13 protein-coding genes are annotated in these 15,225 nt (G+C 48.4%); 9 read left to right on the top strand and 4 right to left on the bottom strand.

Translation table 11 applies throughout. From position 1 onward, the window contains the following. The first annotated feature begins 175 nt into the window (after nt 1-175). From apbC to BCT27_RS09535, 4 genes are all read left to right on the top strand, one after another. On the top strand, nt 176-1,267 hold the full coding sequence (gene apbC, locus BCT27_RS09550) for an iron-sulfur cluster carrier protein ApbC (protein WP_102317774.1): 1,092 nt from the start codon (nt 176-178) through the stop codon (nt 1,265-1,267). 176 nt (nt 1,268-1,443) lie between these two features. Then, a complete protein-coding gene (gene udk / locus BCT27_RS09545) occupies nt 1,444-2,085 on the top strand; it encodes a uridine kinase (RefSeq protein WP_102317746.1) in 642 nt (213 codons plus the stop codon). Between the two features lie 205 nt (nt 2,086-2,290). Then, complete coding sequence (gene dcd, locus BCT27_RS09540; RefSeq protein ID WP_017011610.1) at nt 2,291-2,878, top strand: dCTP deaminase; 588 nt, start codon at nt 2,291-2,293, stop codon at nt 2,876-2,878. 284 nt (nt 2,879-3,162) lie between these two features. Next, the gene (locus BCT27_RS09535; protein ID WP_102395646.1) at nt 3,163-5,319 is read left to right on the top strand and encodes an AsmA family protein; all 2,157 of its coding nucleotides are present in this window, start codon (nt 3,163-3,165) and stop codon (nt 5,317-5,319) included. A 93-nt stretch (nt 5,320-5,412) separates the two neighbouring features. On the opposite strand, the gene BCT27_RS09530 is transcribed toward BCT27_RS09535, so the two are convergent. After that, complete coding sequence (locus BCT27_RS09530; protein ID WP_102395645.1) at nt 5,413-5,856, bottom strand: CBS domain-containing protein; 444 nt, start codon at nt 5,854-5,856, stop codon at nt 5,413-5,415. 236 nt (nt 5,857-6,092) lie between these two features. Between BCT27_RS09530 and BCT27_RS09525 the strand changes: the two genes are divergently transcribed. Further along, complete coding sequence (locus tag BCT27_RS09525) at nt 6,093-7,127, top strand: metal-dependent hydrolase (RefSeq protein ID WP_102395644.1); 1,035 nt, start codon at nt 6,093-6,095, stop codon at nt 7,125-7,127. Between the two features lie 79 nt (nt 7,128-7,206). On the opposite strand, the gene cobO is transcribed toward BCT27_RS09525, so the two are convergent. Then, nucleotides 7,207-7,797, bottom strand: a complete 591-nt coding sequence (cobO, locus tag BCT27_RS09520; protein WP_102317742.1) for a cob(I)yrinic acid a,c-diamide adenosyltransferase — start codon at nt 7,795-7,797, stop codon at nt 7,207-7,209. Nucleotides 7,798-8,043: 246 nt separating this feature from the next. Here cobO and BCT27_RS09515 point away from each other — a divergent pair, with 246 nt between their 5' ends. From BCT27_RS09515 to BCT27_RS09505, 3 genes are all read left to right on the top strand, one after another. Beyond that, nucleotides 8,044-8,778, top strand: coding sequence for a dienelactone hydrolase family protein (locus tag BCT27_RS09515; protein ID WP_102317741.1), 735 nt, complete (start codon nt 8,044-8,046; stop codon nt 8,776-8,778). A gap of 137 nt (nt 8,779-8,915) precedes the next feature. Further along, nucleotides 8,916-9,407, top strand: coding sequence for a low molecular weight protein-tyrosine-phosphatase (locus BCT27_RS09510; protein WP_102395643.1), 492 nt, complete (start codon nt 8,916-8,918; stop codon nt 9,405-9,407). Nucleotides 9,408-9,606: 199 nt separating this feature from the next. Next, the gene (locus tag BCT27_RS09505) at nt 9,607-10,581 is read left to right on the top strand and encodes a LysR substrate-binding domain-containing protein (protein WP_017011603.1); all 975 of its coding nucleotides are present in this window, start codon (nt 9,607-9,609) and stop codon (nt 10,579-10,581) included. A gap of 72 nt (nt 10,582-10,653) precedes the next feature. Here BCT27_RS09505 and BCT27_RS09500 read toward each other — a convergent pair whose 3' ends face one another. Beyond that, nucleotides 10,654-11,061 (bottom strand): hypothetical protein, encoded by a 408-nt coding sequence (locus BCT27_RS09500; protein ID WP_102395642.1) that lies wholly within the window; start codon nt 11,059-11,061, stop codon nt 10,654-10,656. 9 nt (nt 11,062-11,070) lie between these two features. Then, complete coding sequence (gene potE / locus BCT27_RS09495; protein ID WP_102395641.1) at nt 11,071-12,390, bottom strand: putrescine-ornithine antiporter; 1,320 nt, start codon at nt 12,388-12,390, stop codon at nt 11,071-11,073. 529 nt (nt 12,391-12,919) lie between these two features. Between potE and adiA the strand changes: the two genes are divergently transcribed. Next, nucleotides 12,920-15,214: an arginine decarboxylase gene (adiA, locus tag BCT27_RS09490; protein ID WP_102317737.1), complete on the top strand. Its 2,295-nt coding sequence runs from the start codon at nt 12,920-12,922 to the stop codon at nt 15,212-15,214. Nucleotides 15,215-15,225: the final 11 nt, after the last annotated feature.

Below are 15,225 nucleotides of genomic sequence, written 5' to 3'. Positions count from 1 at the left end.
CCGCAAATCTTACCTGATAGACGCTGGATTGCCTAGCGTGTGGTGTGAATCACTCACTTTCACGGATTCTCGTTACTTGGTTATTCAAAGCGTGTAAAAACCGTGTGAATTGGTGTGATTTTCATTAGGCTAAGGAAAACCGCAATGGTATTCGAACGAGGAGACGGTGCTCACCATGATATTTGGTCGTAGTAAAAATAAGGATGCGGATTTATCTGCCGCGATAGCCTTCTTGAATCAATTTGAACATCCGGCACTTATTGGTGACTGGGCGAGCCAACATGGCATGGTGGCGCAATCTGACGATAAGGCGTTTACCGTGACGTTTCCGTTTGCGGCCAGTGAACTGGCGTCTGAGCTTGATGCGTGGATAGAAGCGCAGATTGAACGGGACATTTCGCTCCCTCGTTTCAAAGTAACGCAAAGCGTTGTGCCGTTAAAAGCGGGCGACAAAGCGTTATTGAAAGGCGTGAAGAATCTGATTGTCGTCAGTTCTGCAAAAGGGGGCGTGGGCAAATCGACCACGTCGGTAAACCTTGCGCTGGCATTGCGAGCACAAGGCGCGAAAGTGGGCGTGCTTGATGCCGATATCTACGGGCCCTCGTTACCGCTTATGTTAGGAACCAAAGGCAAACAGCCGCATTCACTCGATGGCAAAACCATGGAACCGATTGAAGCCCATGGGCTGTTCAGCAATTCCATTGGTTATCTCGTGCCGGATGAAAACGCGATGGTATGGCGCGGGCCAATGGCATCGAAAGCGTTCGCACAGTTGGTGAATGAAACGCGATGGCCTGATTTGGACTATTTGGTGGTGGACATGCCGCCGGGCACGGGTGACATTCAGCTGAGCTTGGCGCAGCAATTTCCCGTGACAGCGGCGATCGTCGTGACAACCCCGCAAGATCTTGCGTTGGCAGATGCCATAAAGGGTGTCGCGATGTTTGAGAAAGTCGCGGTTCCTGTACTCGGTGTGGTGGAAAACATGAGCTACCATATTTGTAGTCAGTGTGGGCACCACGAAGCCATTTTTGGTGAGGGTGGCGCACAAAAAATGGCCGCGCAATATGGATTGTCTTTGCTTGGGCAAGTGCCGCTTCATATTCGTATTCGTGAAGACATTGATGCCGGCGCGCCGACAGTGGCGAGTCAACCAGATAGCGAACATTCGGCGATTTATCGTCAGATGGCCTTGGGTGTGGCGAGTAAGTTGTACTGGAATGGTGAGGCTGCACCTGCTCAAATTTCCATTACAACAGTAGAGTGATCTACGTCACAAGCCTGAAGTGCAGAGAAAAAGCGGATAAAGTAACGTCACATTGATGAAGCTTTGTCCGCTTTACGTTTCAAATGGGCGCTTTTCCTAATTTTAGTTGGCACCTGAGAGCTCAACTCCCTATAATCAGGCGGTTTATTTCTCGCCAAATTTCCGGGTATTCATTTATGAGTGACAACAACCAATGTGTCATTATCGGTATCGCAGGCGCATCTGCATCCGGTAAAAGTCTGATCGCCAGTACGATTTATCAGGAACTAAAAGAGAAAGTTGGCGACCACCAGATCGGTGTTATCACGGAAGACCGCTACTATCGCGACCAAGGTCACCTCAGCATGGATGAGCGTGTCAAAACGAACTATGACCACCCACAGGCGCTAGACCACGATTTACTTTGCCAACATCTTCAAGCGCTGACTGAAGGTAAAGCTGTAGATGTACCTCAGTACAGCTACTCAGAGCATACTCGCATGACGGAAACCACCAAGCTGACACCGAAGAAGGTGATCATCCTTGAAGGTATTTTGTTGCTTACCGATCCGCGTCTACGTGACTTGATGCACGCGAGTATCTTTATGGATACTCCACTAGATATCTGTTTGCTTCGTCGTGTTAAACGCGATGTAGCAGAACGTGGCCGTACCATGGAATCTGTGCTTCAACAGTACCAAAACACGGTTCGCCCAATGTTCATGCAGTTCATTGAACCATCCAAACAGTATGCAGACATCATTGTTCCTCGCGGCGGTAAAAACCGCATCGCGATTGATGTTCTCAAGGCGCATATCGCCAAACTACTGAAAGATTAATAAAAAGCCGGCTGAGTCCGGCTTTTTTTCTATCTGTCCTTCGATAAAATACCCAGCACCTGAGGTTTCACTCGGGCGAGTGCGTGTGTAAGTCCAACGGCTTCAATATGAGGGTTTGAAACCTCGAAGAAGGGTGTTTGGGCGAAGAATGACAAAGACAGAGAACACGTCACACCATTGAATAGCCTGCGAAAGGGAATGCGCGATGAGATTGAGCGATAAACACATCATCGATTATTTGGATGAAGGCAAGATAGTGATCGACCCGCGTCCAAGCGATGAAGATATTTCCGGGGTGACAGCAGATGTGACCTTGGGGAACAAATTTAGAGTCTTCAGTGATCACGGTGCACCGTATATTGATTTGTCAGGGCCAAAAGACGAAGTCTCGTCTCAAGTCGATAAAATCATGAGTGAAGAAATCCACATTGCAGATGGTGAAGCGTTTTATCTTCACCCTGGGCAATTGGCGCTAGCTGTTACGCAGGAAATCGTGACACTGCCAGATGATATCGTAGGTTGGCTCGATGGCCGTTCATCTTTGGCGAGATTGGGGCTGATGGTGCATGTCACCGCGCACCGTATCGACCCTGGCTGGAAAGGCCGTATCGTATTGGAGTTTTTCAACAGCGGGCGTTTACCCCTTGCGTTAAGGCCGGGTATGCCTATTGGTGCGCTTAGCTTTGAAACAATGAGCGGGCCTGCTGATCGCCCTTATAACAAGCGCGAAAATGCCAAATACAAAAACCAACAAGGTGCAGTGGCATCACGCATCGAAGATGACGGTGTGTAGCCACACAACGATAACGACAAAGATACAACGGTAACGACACAATATTGACCATGGATGGCGCTAGCGGACGAAAGTGATTTTCCGTCAACGTTCAGCAGGAAGGTTGGAATTATGCTGAATCTGCATTGTCTACTACAGCAATTGCAGAGAGATTTCGCTAGGCTTCCACACATCTCGTTATACCGCCTCATATGCGCTATGCCTTTGAGAAGTTCATGTCATTGAGAACATGGCACTCATCGAAGGTGAAGAGGCAAGCTCTAAAAAAGGGACGACACATTATTATGAAAAAAATCCTCTACATACTTCTTGGCTTGGTACTGCTCGTTGTGGTTGCCATCGGTGTGCTTGTCACCGTCATCAACCCGAACGACTTTAAGCCCCTGATCACAGAAGAAGTGAAGAAAACGACGGGTCGTGAATTGATCATCGACGGTGATATCAGTTGGCGATTCTGGCCAAGTCTTGGCTTGTCTGTTGAAAAGCTTCAATTTAAAAACCCTGAAGGTTTTGCGGAACCGAATCTGGTGAGTTTGGATAAGGCGGAAATGTCTGTTTCCGTGATGCCATTGCTGTCAGACACTCTGGATATCGGTCTTGTTAGCCTTTATGGCGCGCACGTCTTTATCCAAACACTGCCAAACGGCACCACAAACCTTGATGGTCTAACGGGTGGCGAAGAAGCTGCCGCGCCAGCAGATACCGCAGAAACAACAGCACCAGCATCAGAAACACCGCAAGAAGGCACAACGCCTGCTGATCCAGCAACAGCATGGACTATCGCGATTGGCGGGTTGGATCTCGTGGATGCAAGCGCAACGGTTCGTGATGACAAAGCTGGCACAGTGAGCGAAATTAGCACATTGAACCTGAATGTAGGTAAATTGGAAACGGGCCTTTGGGTGCCGATTGAATTCAATGTGCAAGGTAAGCAAAACGCGATGGCATTTACTGCCCGTGGCACAACGGAAGCGATGCTGGCAAAAGACGCCATCAAATCTCAGCTTCGTAAACTGTCAGTGTCTGCCACTTTGAACGATCCGCAACTGACGCTTGAAAGTGTCAGTGTTACCGCTGACCAAGCGGGTATTGCGATTCCTGCGAACATTGGCTTTTCGGTTAAAGGCAAAGCGAATGACTTGGCGTTTGATACGTCGGGTACTGCAGAGTTGTTGGTTGATGAAACCATGCAGCAAATTGCGGTAAAAGGCATTGATGTGGCAACCGCATTGGTGGGATCAGCACTTCCTCGTCCGAAAATGAACGTCGGTTTTAAAGGCGATGTTGACTATAACGGCGCAGTGCAGAAAGTGTCGTTAGCGAATCTTGTTGCAAACGTGGATGAGCTTGTTGTTGATGGCAATGCATCTGTTGTATTGGCGGATATTCCTGCGGTGCGTTTTGACCTTCACAGCAAGAAGATTAACGTTGATGCGTTCCTTGGCGGAAAAGAAGGGTCAGCCCCTGCCTCTGATGACAATGCATCAAAAGGCGAAGCACCTAAACCGTCCGCACCTGCGAAGAAAGCCCCATTGAGCGATGTTGAACCTGATCTGTCGGCCCTGAAAGGGTTAGACATTGCAGGTAAGATCCTCATTGAAGAGTTCATCGCGAATAACGTTGAAGTGACTGACGTGACAACGGCGTTTGCGGTAAACCGAGGCAAAGCAACGCTTAAACAGTTTGACGCTAAGCTGTATGACGGCACCATTGCTGCGACAGGTTCATTGAACGCGACGACATCACCTGCCCGTTACCAAGTGAAGAAAGTGATTAAGAACGTCAATGTTCAGCCTTTGCTTAAAGCGGCGGCGAACGAAGACATGCTTTCTGGTAAAGGTAACATTGACGCTAACCTAAGCGGTGTTGGTCTGTCTGAGAAGCGCTTGCGCGCTGGCATCACGGGTACTATCGCGATTAACTTTGCAGACGGCTCTGTGGATGGCATTAACATTCCAGAAATGATCCGCGAAGCCAAAGCCACGCTCAAAGGTAAGCGTGCAGAGTATGTTGAAGAGACCAAGAAAACGGACTTTAGCGCGCTTACGGCGACTTTTAACTTGGGCGGTGGCAATGCATCAACGCGAAACCTGAAGCTCGAAGCGCCTGCGATTCGCGTTCGTGGGGAAGGTTCAACAAACCTGATTGCTGAAACGATCGACTTTGATATCGTCACATCGGTTGTGGGCACCAGTAAAGGACAGGGCGGTAAAGACATTGACGAGCTGAACGACGTGTCGATTCCTGTCGCATTGGGCGGAACATGGCAAGCACCGACGTACGAGTTGGATGTCAAAGCGCTGCTTTCAAACAATAAAGTATTGGAAGAGAAAGCACGTAAAGAAGCGGAGCGTGGTTTGAAGAAACTGCTTGGTGATAAAGCCGATGACGACAACGTAAAACAAGTGGCAGACAAATTGCTCAAAGGCTTGTTTAACTAACTGCGAACATCAGCTTGCACCAAACTAAAAAAAAGCCGCTAAATGCGGCTTTTTTTCATCGTGTGTTTTCATCGCACACTTGTCTCCGCCTGACTAGGCGCGTTGTTTCTTCTGATTCTTTTCTTTGTTTAACAAATCTTGTAGCGCGCCTAATAAATCCACAGCAGACAAAATGCCCACGAGGGTATCTGTTTTATCAAGCACAGGCATTGCGCCAACATTGGCGTTTAAAAGGGCCTTGTTTGCTTTGGAAAGGGTTTCATAGGTTCGGCAAGTAACGACGTTTCGTTCCATCACATCACCCACGGTGAGATCGTCGGACAGTAAATAAGGGTGTTCGATGTCAGGGGATTCGTCAGCCCAATTGGGTCTGCGGAGTTGGCGGTCGCTGATAATGCCGACGAGTTCATCGCCATCCATCACCGGTAAGTGGCGAATTTCCTCATCACGCATGGTGAAGTAGGCCTCTCTGACACCCATTTGTGGGGCAACAGTAATGAGTTTTTGCGTCATGTAATCTGAAACTTTTCCTGGCATCTTTACGATCCCTCCTCTTCGTCATCATGTCTATCTATAAACCTACAGAAAATAGGGACTAATACTGAGAGGTATGCCTAGGAATTTTGTGGCGCTTTCAGAAAAATTCTGTAATAAAACGGGGAATTACTTTCACAATTGATGTTGTTCGATAGAATCGAGTCTTTTGTCAGCGAGTGTCTTTCTATAGGCTGACACGGCAAAGATACAATAGAGATGCAATAAGGAACGCGTTAATGGATTCAATTTCTCAAGCTGCTTTAGGTGCAGCGGTAGCAGGTGCTGTCGCAGGCAGACGCTGTACACCAAAAGTATTGCTTGCTGGAGCGGCACTCGGCACCTTGCCTGACCTCGATGTTCTGTTGGACTACGGTGACCCGATTTCAAACATGGTCAAGCATCGCGGTTTTAGTCACTCTTTGTTTGTATTGCTGCCATTTGCAGCAGTGCTTGCCGTGCTTTGGAAACGTGTTGTCGCGAAAGACTGGCCACTTTGGCAGTTAATGGCATTGATTGGACTGTCGCTGATCACGCACCCATTGTTGGATTCGTTTACTAGCTATGGTACCCAGCTTTTCTGGCCTTTTGCGGTGCCACCTGTCGCCATTTCCAGTATGTTCATTATTGATCCGGCTTACACCATACCGCTTTTAGTGCCTGTTCTTGCTGCGTTTATCTGGAAAAGCCGTGCCGCAAAACTTTGCGCGGCGGGTTTAACGATGTCGAGCTTGTATCTGGTTTGGTCTTTGGTCGCCCTTGGCATGATGCAAGATCGAGTAGAAGAGAACGTGGCAGGAACACATTTAGAAGGCCAGCCTGTGTTTATGGCACCGTCGCCACTTAACACCGTACTATGGCGCATTGTTATCTTAGACGGTAACACATACTGGGAAGGGCTCGCTTCCTTGATGGATGAAGACCCAGCGATCGATTGGCTGCCAATGGTAAGAGGGGAATGGCCGTTTCCAGCACCGCCGCCATTGCTGATCGATTTAGAACGGTTTACGAATGGTTTTGTCAGTTTCGAGCAGAAAGACGAGGACTTAATTGTGACTGACTTACGTTTAGGCATGGCGACATACCACCCGTTTAGTTTCGTCATGGCGACGCAATCAGAAAATGGTGTTTGGGCACTTACCGAGCCAACCCAGCTTGACCCTGGTCCTGTTCTTCCTCGCACCATTCCCGCGCTTTGGTTGAGATTGCTTGGTTCTCAGCACATTGATGCCATGTTATGTAATGAAAATGATTGTTTCCGTGACGAACCCTAAATCGGCAAAGACGGAGAGATAAAAAACGCCCCGCAAAAAAGCGGGGCGTTTTCGAATCGGCTCTATTTGCGAGTAATGATTACCAGTCGACGCCTTTACGCACCTTCACACCTGATTCAAAGGCATGTTTTACATTGCGCACTTCCGATACGGTATCGGCCATATCCGTCAGCGAGCGGTGTGCTGCACGTCCTGTGATGACCACAGACTGCTCACTCGGGCGATTCTCAAGCGCAGTGACAACCTCTTCCAGCTCAATGTAGCCATAGGTGACCATGTAGGTCATTTCGTCCAGCAATACAACGTCATAGCTTGGGTCTGCCAGCATGCGTTTACATTCTTGCCATACCTCTTGTGCGGCTTGTGTATCCCCCGTTTTGTCTTGCGTGTCCCACGTGAAACCCGTCGCCATCACATGAAATTCAACACCGCACTTTTCGAGCAGATTACGTTCACCACATGCCCATGTACCTTTAATGAATTGAGCAACGCCACACTTTTGGCCATGGCCCGTCGCACGAGTGACAACGCCGAACCCTGCGGTGGATTTGCCTTTTCCATTGCCTGTAATGACGAGCAACAACCCTTTTTCGATTTGGGCGGCAGCGACGCGTTCATCTACTTGTTCTTTTACTTTTTGTTGTCGTGCTTTATAGCGCTCGTCGCTCATATCAGATCCTTTTGTGTACTCATGCGTATATTTCAGTCGGGAGGGTATGTTGAGCCTCGAAGATTGGATCACAACATACCAAAACTCTCTCTATTTGGAAGCTTTCATCGCACGTCGTCGTGTTTGTAAAGCGAGGTAAAGCGCTGGAGTGATGAAGCCATTTTTACTATTGAGCAGCTACACTTTTAGGCTTACACGAGCGGAATTGAACACGATGAACATCGACAAGCAAACGAGGGAAAGAACATGAAACGATTAGGATTAGCGCTTCTAGGGTTGTCATTCAATGCATTTGCCGGGCAAGTCGTGGATTACAGTGCAGATGGTATGGACTTAGAAGGCTACTACGCGAAAGCACAAGGCACGCCGAAAGGGTCAGTGATCTTGATTCATGATTGGGATGGCCTGACAGGGTATGAACAAAAGCGTGTGAGCATGCTTTCGACAATGGGATACAACACGTTTGCAGTCGATTTGTACGGTAAAGGCAATCGCCCAACAGACACCAACGCCAAAAAAGCGGAAGTGGGTAAACTGTATAAAGACCGAGAAAAAATGCGTAGCTTGATCCTCGCAGGTTTAGACAAAGCCAGAGCGATGGGGATCGATGACGTGGTTGTTGCCGGTTACTGCTTTGGCGGTGCAGCCACACTGGAACTTGCCCGCTCTGGAGAAGGGGAAGGTGTGTTGGGCTATGCAACGTTTCATGGTGGTTTGAAAACGCCAAACGCCCAGTCTTACCCAGAAAATACCCCACCGATCTTTATTGCCCATGGCGGCGCAGATTCCAGCATTCCTATGGCTGATGTCGCCATGCTGTCAGAGCAACTTGAAGGGGCCAAAGTGCCTTACCTGATTGAAGTTTACTCCGGTGCACCTCATGCGTTCACCGTGTTTGAATCGCCACGCTACCGTGAGATCGCAGACACGCGTTCTTGGGAAACCTTCGGCACGTTCTTGAATGATAAGTTCAGCAAGTAGCGGTTGAGAGTGAGTACATAGCCGACTTCGCATGGCACTGAGTGTTGTGTTAAGTCGGCAATTTAAAGGATGTTTTTTGCGCAAAAGTGCGTGTTTCGTTAGAGTGTGGACTCACAGTATCGCTTTATGGAAAGCCAATGTCCTTTCAATCCCAATCTGCTGCACACAACACGCCTCGCATCCTCGTTGTTTGTATGGGCAACATTTGTCGTTCACCCACAGGCGAAGCGATTTTGCGTGCAAAAGCCGCTGAAAGAGGCGTCAACGTTGAGATTGATTCGGCGGGAACCATTGGCTATCACACGGGAAGCAAGCCTGATCCTCGCAGTCAGCAAGCCGGTGAGGCCAGAGGGTATAGTTTCGCGGGTATTCGCTCCCGACAAGTGGCTATCGATGACTTTGAGACGTTTGATCTCGTGCTTGCGGCTGATAAAGCTAACCTTGCCGATTTGATTGATATTTGTCCCCCTGAGTACCGACACAAAGTGTCTCTGTTCCTCAGCCATGGCGATGTTGCCCTTGATGAGATCCCTGATCCTTACTTTGGCGGCAGCCGTGGATTTGAGCGTGTGTTGGATTTGATTGAAGAAGCCAGCGACAGCATTCTCGATGTGTTCGACAAAGCCTGAACGCCTATTCTTAAGCAAAGCAAAGCAAAGCAAAGCAAAAGACACGGTAAAGCAAAGACACGGCCAACCACATTCGCTATTGCTCGTTTATTCAATAATTGCATCCTTTCAGTCATTTTCACGCACTTATACTTGTCTAAAGCGGAATGCTCTTATAAATTCAGGATCTATAGCTGTATTCTATGTGTGAGGTAAGGGATTGAAACTTCAACAGCTCAAATACCTAAAAGCGATAAAGGACAACAATCTTAATGTGTCCGCGGCTTCGCAATCGCTTTTTACAACGCAACCGGGCGTCAGCAAACAAGTGGGTTTGCTGGAAAAAGAATTAGGCGTTCGGATTTTTGAGCGACGCGGTAAGAACCTCAGTGGTGTTACGCCCATTGGAGAACGTATCCTTGAGCAGGTAGAGCGCATGTTGGCGCTTGAACAAAAAATCAAAGCGCTGGCCAACGAGCATTTAGACCCAAGTGTAGGGACGCTCAATATTTACACCACCCACACGATCGCGCGCTATTTGCTGCCAAACAGTGTGTCTTATTTCACGCAGAAATATCCCAATATCAATTTCCATCTTCAGCCGACGTTACCACTCCAAACCAAAGGGGTGATCAGCAAAGGGCATTCAGATTTCTCTATTGTTGCGCATGACATTGGTGCAGATAACGACTTGATCGTATTGCCTGCCTACCTTTGGACATTGGGTCTTGTTGTGCCTGATTCTCATCCATTGGCCGACGTGAAAATGCCGACACTCAAGCAATTGGCAGAATACCCAATCCTGAGTTACGAGCCGGGTTCTACGGGCCGACAAACGCAAGATGAAGCGTTCGCGCGTGTTGGTATTTCGCCGAACTACTTCATGACCGTGATGGATGCTGATGTGATTAAGCGTTACGTTCAATTGGGCTTCGGCATTGGCATTATTTCGACGCTTGCGGCGCGAGATATTGAAAATAGCGGCCTGACGTACATCAATCTTGATCATCTGTTTGCACCATCCAACGCCTGGATTTGTTTCTCAAAAGACATCTTGCTGCAGAATTATATGTATGACTTCCTCACATCGTTCTCGCCGCATTTGACGAAAACCTTGATGGAAAATGTGTTGATGCAAAACAGCAGTGACAAAGTCGACAAGCTGTTTGATGGCTTAGAACTGCCTGTCTACTGACACACAAACCTGTTGTGACCAAACACAAACGCCAGCTTTCATGCTGGCGTTTTTTATGCGGACATCCCAGCTTCAAGGGGTTGAGTCGCTCTCTACCTTGGTATCGTTCACACTGATTGGGGGTCTGACTTTACGGCCCTGATTGTTATTAAGTTCAGGATGATCCACCAGCAAATGCTTTCTTATTTCAGGTTCGACGGGCTTGTTCTCTGGGTGATGATGGTGAAATATTGGCGTGCGAGGCCGATAAACATGGGGAGGACGATCGCCTTGTATCACCGTTGCAGGGATCCGCTTACCAATAATGATTTCTATGGCAGTCATTGGATTTGACTCGCTGATGGTATCAACCTCGACGACCTCCGTGATGTTCACCTCTTCCGACGTAAATGCAGGCGCACTAATGACAAGCATCAATACGGCGGAAAAGACAGTGGCAGAACGAAAGGCCAACCTATCAAGTGCTGCATGGTTGCACATTTTGTCCTCCTAGGCGGCTGCGCCATTGTTGTTGTCTCGTGCGGCGACAAAACCATAGAATATGTAGCCAATGAAGGTCACGATTGCGCCGTAGAAAACAGCAGACTGTCCGCAGGCGTAAACGCCATAAATACTGTAAGCCACCGCGAATGTGCCGATCACCGCACTGGTTTCATACTCTTTCCGACTGACATTTTTCTTGCGTAGAATCACTTCAAGCCCCGTCAACGACAGGATGTAAGGCACCATGTTGATAAATACCGCCAGGTTAAGCAGCACGTTGAATTGCTTGACCAGGTTTGGCGAAATGGTCATCAGTGCCAATCCAAGCTCAAGGGCAAGCATGATCATCATGCCTTTTATGGGGGCATTGGATTTATTTATATCACCAAAGACTTTTGGAAACAGGCGGATATCTGCTGCGGCTTTAGAGACTTGTGCATTGGTGAACTGCCAGCCAAGGAGTGAGCCAATGCAGGCGATAACTGCCAGTGCCGTAATCACTTGTCCGACGGTTTCATTAAACATGTATGAATACACTAACCCAAACGGTGCATCGGACTTGGCCAATTCCGCATTGGGAATGATGCCCTGAATGACGGATGTTGACGTGATGTACACAACCGCGGTGAAGCTGGTGGCGAGCATACAGGCTAAGGGGACGTTCTTTTCTGGGTTTTCCACGGCCCCCGAGTTTGCCCCTGCGGATTCAATACCGAGAAAAGCCCAAAGCGTTAAGGCAATCCCTGAAGAAATGGCCGTGACTGTGGTGTCTTGGTGGGGATTCCACGCCTCTGAAAATAGCTCCGGTTGAAACCAAAACCAGCCACCAACCGACAGACCGACTACCGGAATAATGATCCCCCAAACAGTAATGGCAGAAATTTGTCCTGTGATTTTTGGTCCCCAAAAGTTGGCGACCATGGTGACGACGAGAATGCCGACCACCGCGATAAAGGTATGTATCGGCGTGGTTTTTATCCATGGGAAGAAGGGCACCAAATAGCCCGCGGCAGATACAGCAATGGCCACCGCGCTGATCACCAAACAGACATAGTAGGTGTAAGAGGCGATGAAAAAGGACGACTTACCGTGGGCTTCTGCCGCGTAAGCTGACATGCCTCCCTCTCTGTTGCAGTACATCCCACATTTTGCGAAGGCATAGGCAATACACATCGCACCAATGGCCGTCACAATCCATGACAACAGAGAAATTGCCCCTGTTTGCGCCAAACTGGCCGGCAGCATAATGATACCTGATCCCATCATGTTGACCGTCACTATGGTCGTGAGGCCAACCAATCCCATTTTGTTTTGTTCTGAAGCCATGCTAATTCTCCACCTCATTTATCCTAGTGTCATGTCAGTAGGTTTCGCTTCGCTTGGCCTTTTCCTGCTTAAACGGCAACGCATCGTTTTGCATGCTTTTTAGTACATGCACCATGCCGAAATAAAAACGCCAAAACCTACGTGAAAACAGACTTATCCGCCAAGGCACAAGCTCTACAAGTGGAGAGCGCGCAAGGGCTGATAATCGAAAAATTATCGTGTCGTCGAATTGAACTTAGATGTTGCGCTTAAGGGGAAATGGTTCTTTTCCAAGACATGCACACTTTAAAGTGAGTGTGATGAAAGGATGTGGAAATGAAATTGAGTGCTATGAAAGGTTATGCATTTTTGAAGGCTGATTTTTGAGACTTTTCCTATCTATTTTTTTCGCGGTGTTTTTCTTCGTTTATGTCTTTTTTGCGACTTTCTCTGTCTGAGTGCTCTTCTATGGTGAATATACCCAGCAGCCTGAAAATGCAGGATTCAGAGCGCTTTTTCTTGTTCACAATAACCGTGCCGGAGCAGGGCTATGAAAAAATATGGAAAGAAATACAACGTCTTAATTTTAGAGGAAGCCCATCGACAGGGCATTGTCGGTAACGCGATAGAACGGCTCATTTCAGAGCTTGAGGCGAGCGGCGCGAACGTGACAGTAGCGAACAGTTTTGATGATTGCTATTCGATCATTTTTACGAACACTGCCATCGATTGTTTGATGCTGACATCCGCCATGAGTGGATCGCAATCGGAAGAAAATGATCGTTTCTATGTGCTGATAGATAAGCTGAATCGACGCCAAGAAAATGTGCCTGTTTTCTTGCTGGCAGAGCGCAAGAAAATCACGCTTCACGTCACCCGCGAGATGATGGAGAAGGTCGATGAGTTCGCGTGGATAATGGAAGACACCCCTGACTTTATCGCAGGGCGCGCCGTTGCTGCGATGACACGTTATCGTTCTAAATTGCTTCCACCATTGATGGCAGCATTGATGCGATATGATGATATCCATGAATATTCATGGGCGGCACCTGGGCACCAAGGTGGGGTAGGTTTTACCAAAACCCCCGCTGGGCAGCGTTTCTACAATTACTATGGTGAAGGTATTTTTCGTACCGACATGGGGATTGAGCGCGGCTCATTAGGTTCGTTGCTTGATCATACCGGGGCATTTGGTGAAAGTGAGAAATACGCCGCCAAAGTGTTTGGTGCGCATCAATCCTATTCGTTGGTGACAGGCACATCAGGTTCTAACCGCACCATCATGTCTGCCTGTATGAACGAAGACGATATCGTGATTTGTGACCGCAACTGCCATAAATCCATCGAGCAAGGGCTCATGTTGTCTGGCGCACGACCTGTCTACCTGCTGCCAACACGTAATCGCTACGGTATTATTGGCCCGATTTATCCTGATCAACTTGCGAAACCTGTTCTGCAAAAACGCGCAGAAGACACAGCATTGACCAAAGATCATGCCCACAAGCGTGCGGTTTACTCGGTACTGACGAACTGTACCTATGACGGCTTGTGCTACAACGCCAAACAGGCACAAGACATTTTGGCAGAGAGCAGTGACCGCATTCACTTTGATGAAGCGTGGTACGGCTACGCGCGTTTTAACCCCATTTATGAAAATCACTTCGCAATGCGCGGTGAACCTGTAGAAGACCCTGATGGCCCAACAGTGTTCGCTACCCATTCCACACACAAGCTATTAAACGCATTGTCACAAGCGTCATTCCTTCATGTGAGAAACGGGAAAGGAGCGATCAGTTTTGAGCGCTTCAATCAAGCGTACATGATGCACGCTACAACGTCACCTTTGTATGCTATTTGTGCATCTAACGACATTGCTGCGTCGATGATGGATGGCAACCGAGGTCACTCGCTAACGCTTGAAGTGATCCGCGAAGCGGTGGATTTCCGTCAAGCGATGGGACGGCTAAACCGAGAGTTCAATGATGCAGGAGATTGGTTCTTCAAACCGTGGAACGCAGAATCAGTCAAAGACCCAGAAACAGGTCAGTCTTACGCGTTTGAAGATGCGCCTGCAGATCTGCTTTGTGAAAGCCAAGATGCGTGGGTGATGCACCCTAACGATGATTGGCATGGCTTCAAAGACATGCCTGCTGACTGGTGTATGTTAGATCCCATCAAAGTCAGTATTCTTGCACCGGGTATGGGGGATGATGGCAACCTATTAGACACAGGTGTGCCAGCAGCACTCGTGACTTTGTACCTTGGACGCTTCGGTATTGTGCCAACACGTACCACGGATTTCCAAGTCATGTTCCTCTTCTCGATGGGTGTAACGAAAGGGAAGTGGGCAACTTTGGTGAACACCTTAATGGGTTTCAAGCGTCATTATGATGCCAATACGCCATTGTCTGAGTCACTCCCTGATTTGGTGGCGGATTTCCCTGAGGTTTATGGCGACCTAGGTATGAAAGACTTGGGTGATAAGATCTTCAAATACCTGCAAAAACACAACCCGGGCGAGTTGCTTAATGCAGCGTATGAAAACCTGCCTGAAGCCATCATCACGCCGAGAGCGGCGTTCCAAGCTATTGTTGCTGACAATGTTGAAATGGTGCCCTCGCATCAACTTGAAGGGCGTGTGGCAGCGAATGCCGTTATCCCTTACCCACCGGGTATTCCAATGCTGATGTCAGGCGAAAGCTTTGGTGACGAAACCAGTGCACAGATTAAATACCTGAAAGGGCTCGAAGTGTGGGATGAGGAATTCCCAGGCTTTGAGAAAGAAACAGAAGGCACTGAGCTGCATGATGGCGTTTATCACGTCATGTGTGTGAAGTCGGTTTAAAGAAAAAGAAA

Source organism: Enterovibrio norvegicus (assembly GCF_002876705.1).
GTDB lineage: Bacteria > Pseudomonadota > Gammaproteobacteria > Enterobacterales > Vibrionaceae > Enterovibrio > Enterovibrio norvegicus_B.
Note: the sequence above shows the minus strand (reverse complement) of the source record. Positions and strands in the feature narration are given on the sequence as shown.

What these genes read in the sequence shown, in the direction of transcription:
- apbC (WP_102317774.1), top strand. Translation starts at nt 176, where the DNA reads ATGATATTTGGTCGTAGTAAAAATAAGGATGCGGATTTATCTGCCGCG.
- udk (WP_102317746.1), top strand. Translation starts at nt 1,444, where the DNA reads ATGAGTGACAACAACCAATGTGTCATTATCGGTATCGCAGGCGCATCT.
- dcd (WP_017011610.1), top strand. Translation starts at nt 2,291, where the DNA reads ATGAGATTGAGCGATAAACACATCATCGATTATTTGGATGAAGGCAAG.
- BCT27_RS09535 (WP_102395646.1), top strand. Translation starts at nt 3,163, where the DNA reads ATGAAAAAAATCCTCTACATACTTCTTGGCTTGGTACTGCTCGTTGTG.
- BCT27_RS09530 (WP_102395645.1), bottom strand. Translation starts at nt 5,856, where the DNA reads ATGCCAGGAAAAGTTTCAGATTACATGACGCAAAAACTCATTACTGTT.
- BCT27_RS09525 (WP_102395644.1), top strand. Translation starts at nt 6,093, where the DNA reads ATGGATTCAATTTCTCAAGCTGCTTTAGGTGCAGCGGTAGCAGGTGCT.
- cobO (WP_102317742.1), bottom strand. Translation starts at nt 7,797, where the DNA reads ATGAGCGACGAGCGCTATAAAGCACGACAACAAAAAGTAAAAGAACAA.
- BCT27_RS09515 (WP_102317741.1), top strand. Translation starts at nt 8,044, where the DNA reads ATGAAACGATTAGGATTAGCGCTTCTAGGGTTGTCATTCAATGCATTT.
- BCT27_RS09510 (WP_102395643.1), top strand. Translation starts at nt 8,916, where the DNA reads ATGTCCTTTCAATCCCAATCTGCTGCACACAACACGCCTCGCATCCTC.
- BCT27_RS09500 (WP_102395642.1), bottom strand. Translation starts at nt 11,061, where the DNA reads ATGTGCAACCATGCAGCACTTGATAGGTTGGCCTTTCGTTCTGCCACT.
- potE (WP_102395641.1), bottom strand. Translation starts at nt 12,390, where the DNA reads ATGGCTTCAGAACAAAACAAAATGGGATTGGTTGGCCTCACGACCATA.
- adiA (WP_102317737.1), top strand. Translation starts at nt 12,920, where the DNA reads ATGAAAAAATATGGAAAGAAATACAACGTCTTAATTTTAGAGGAAGCC.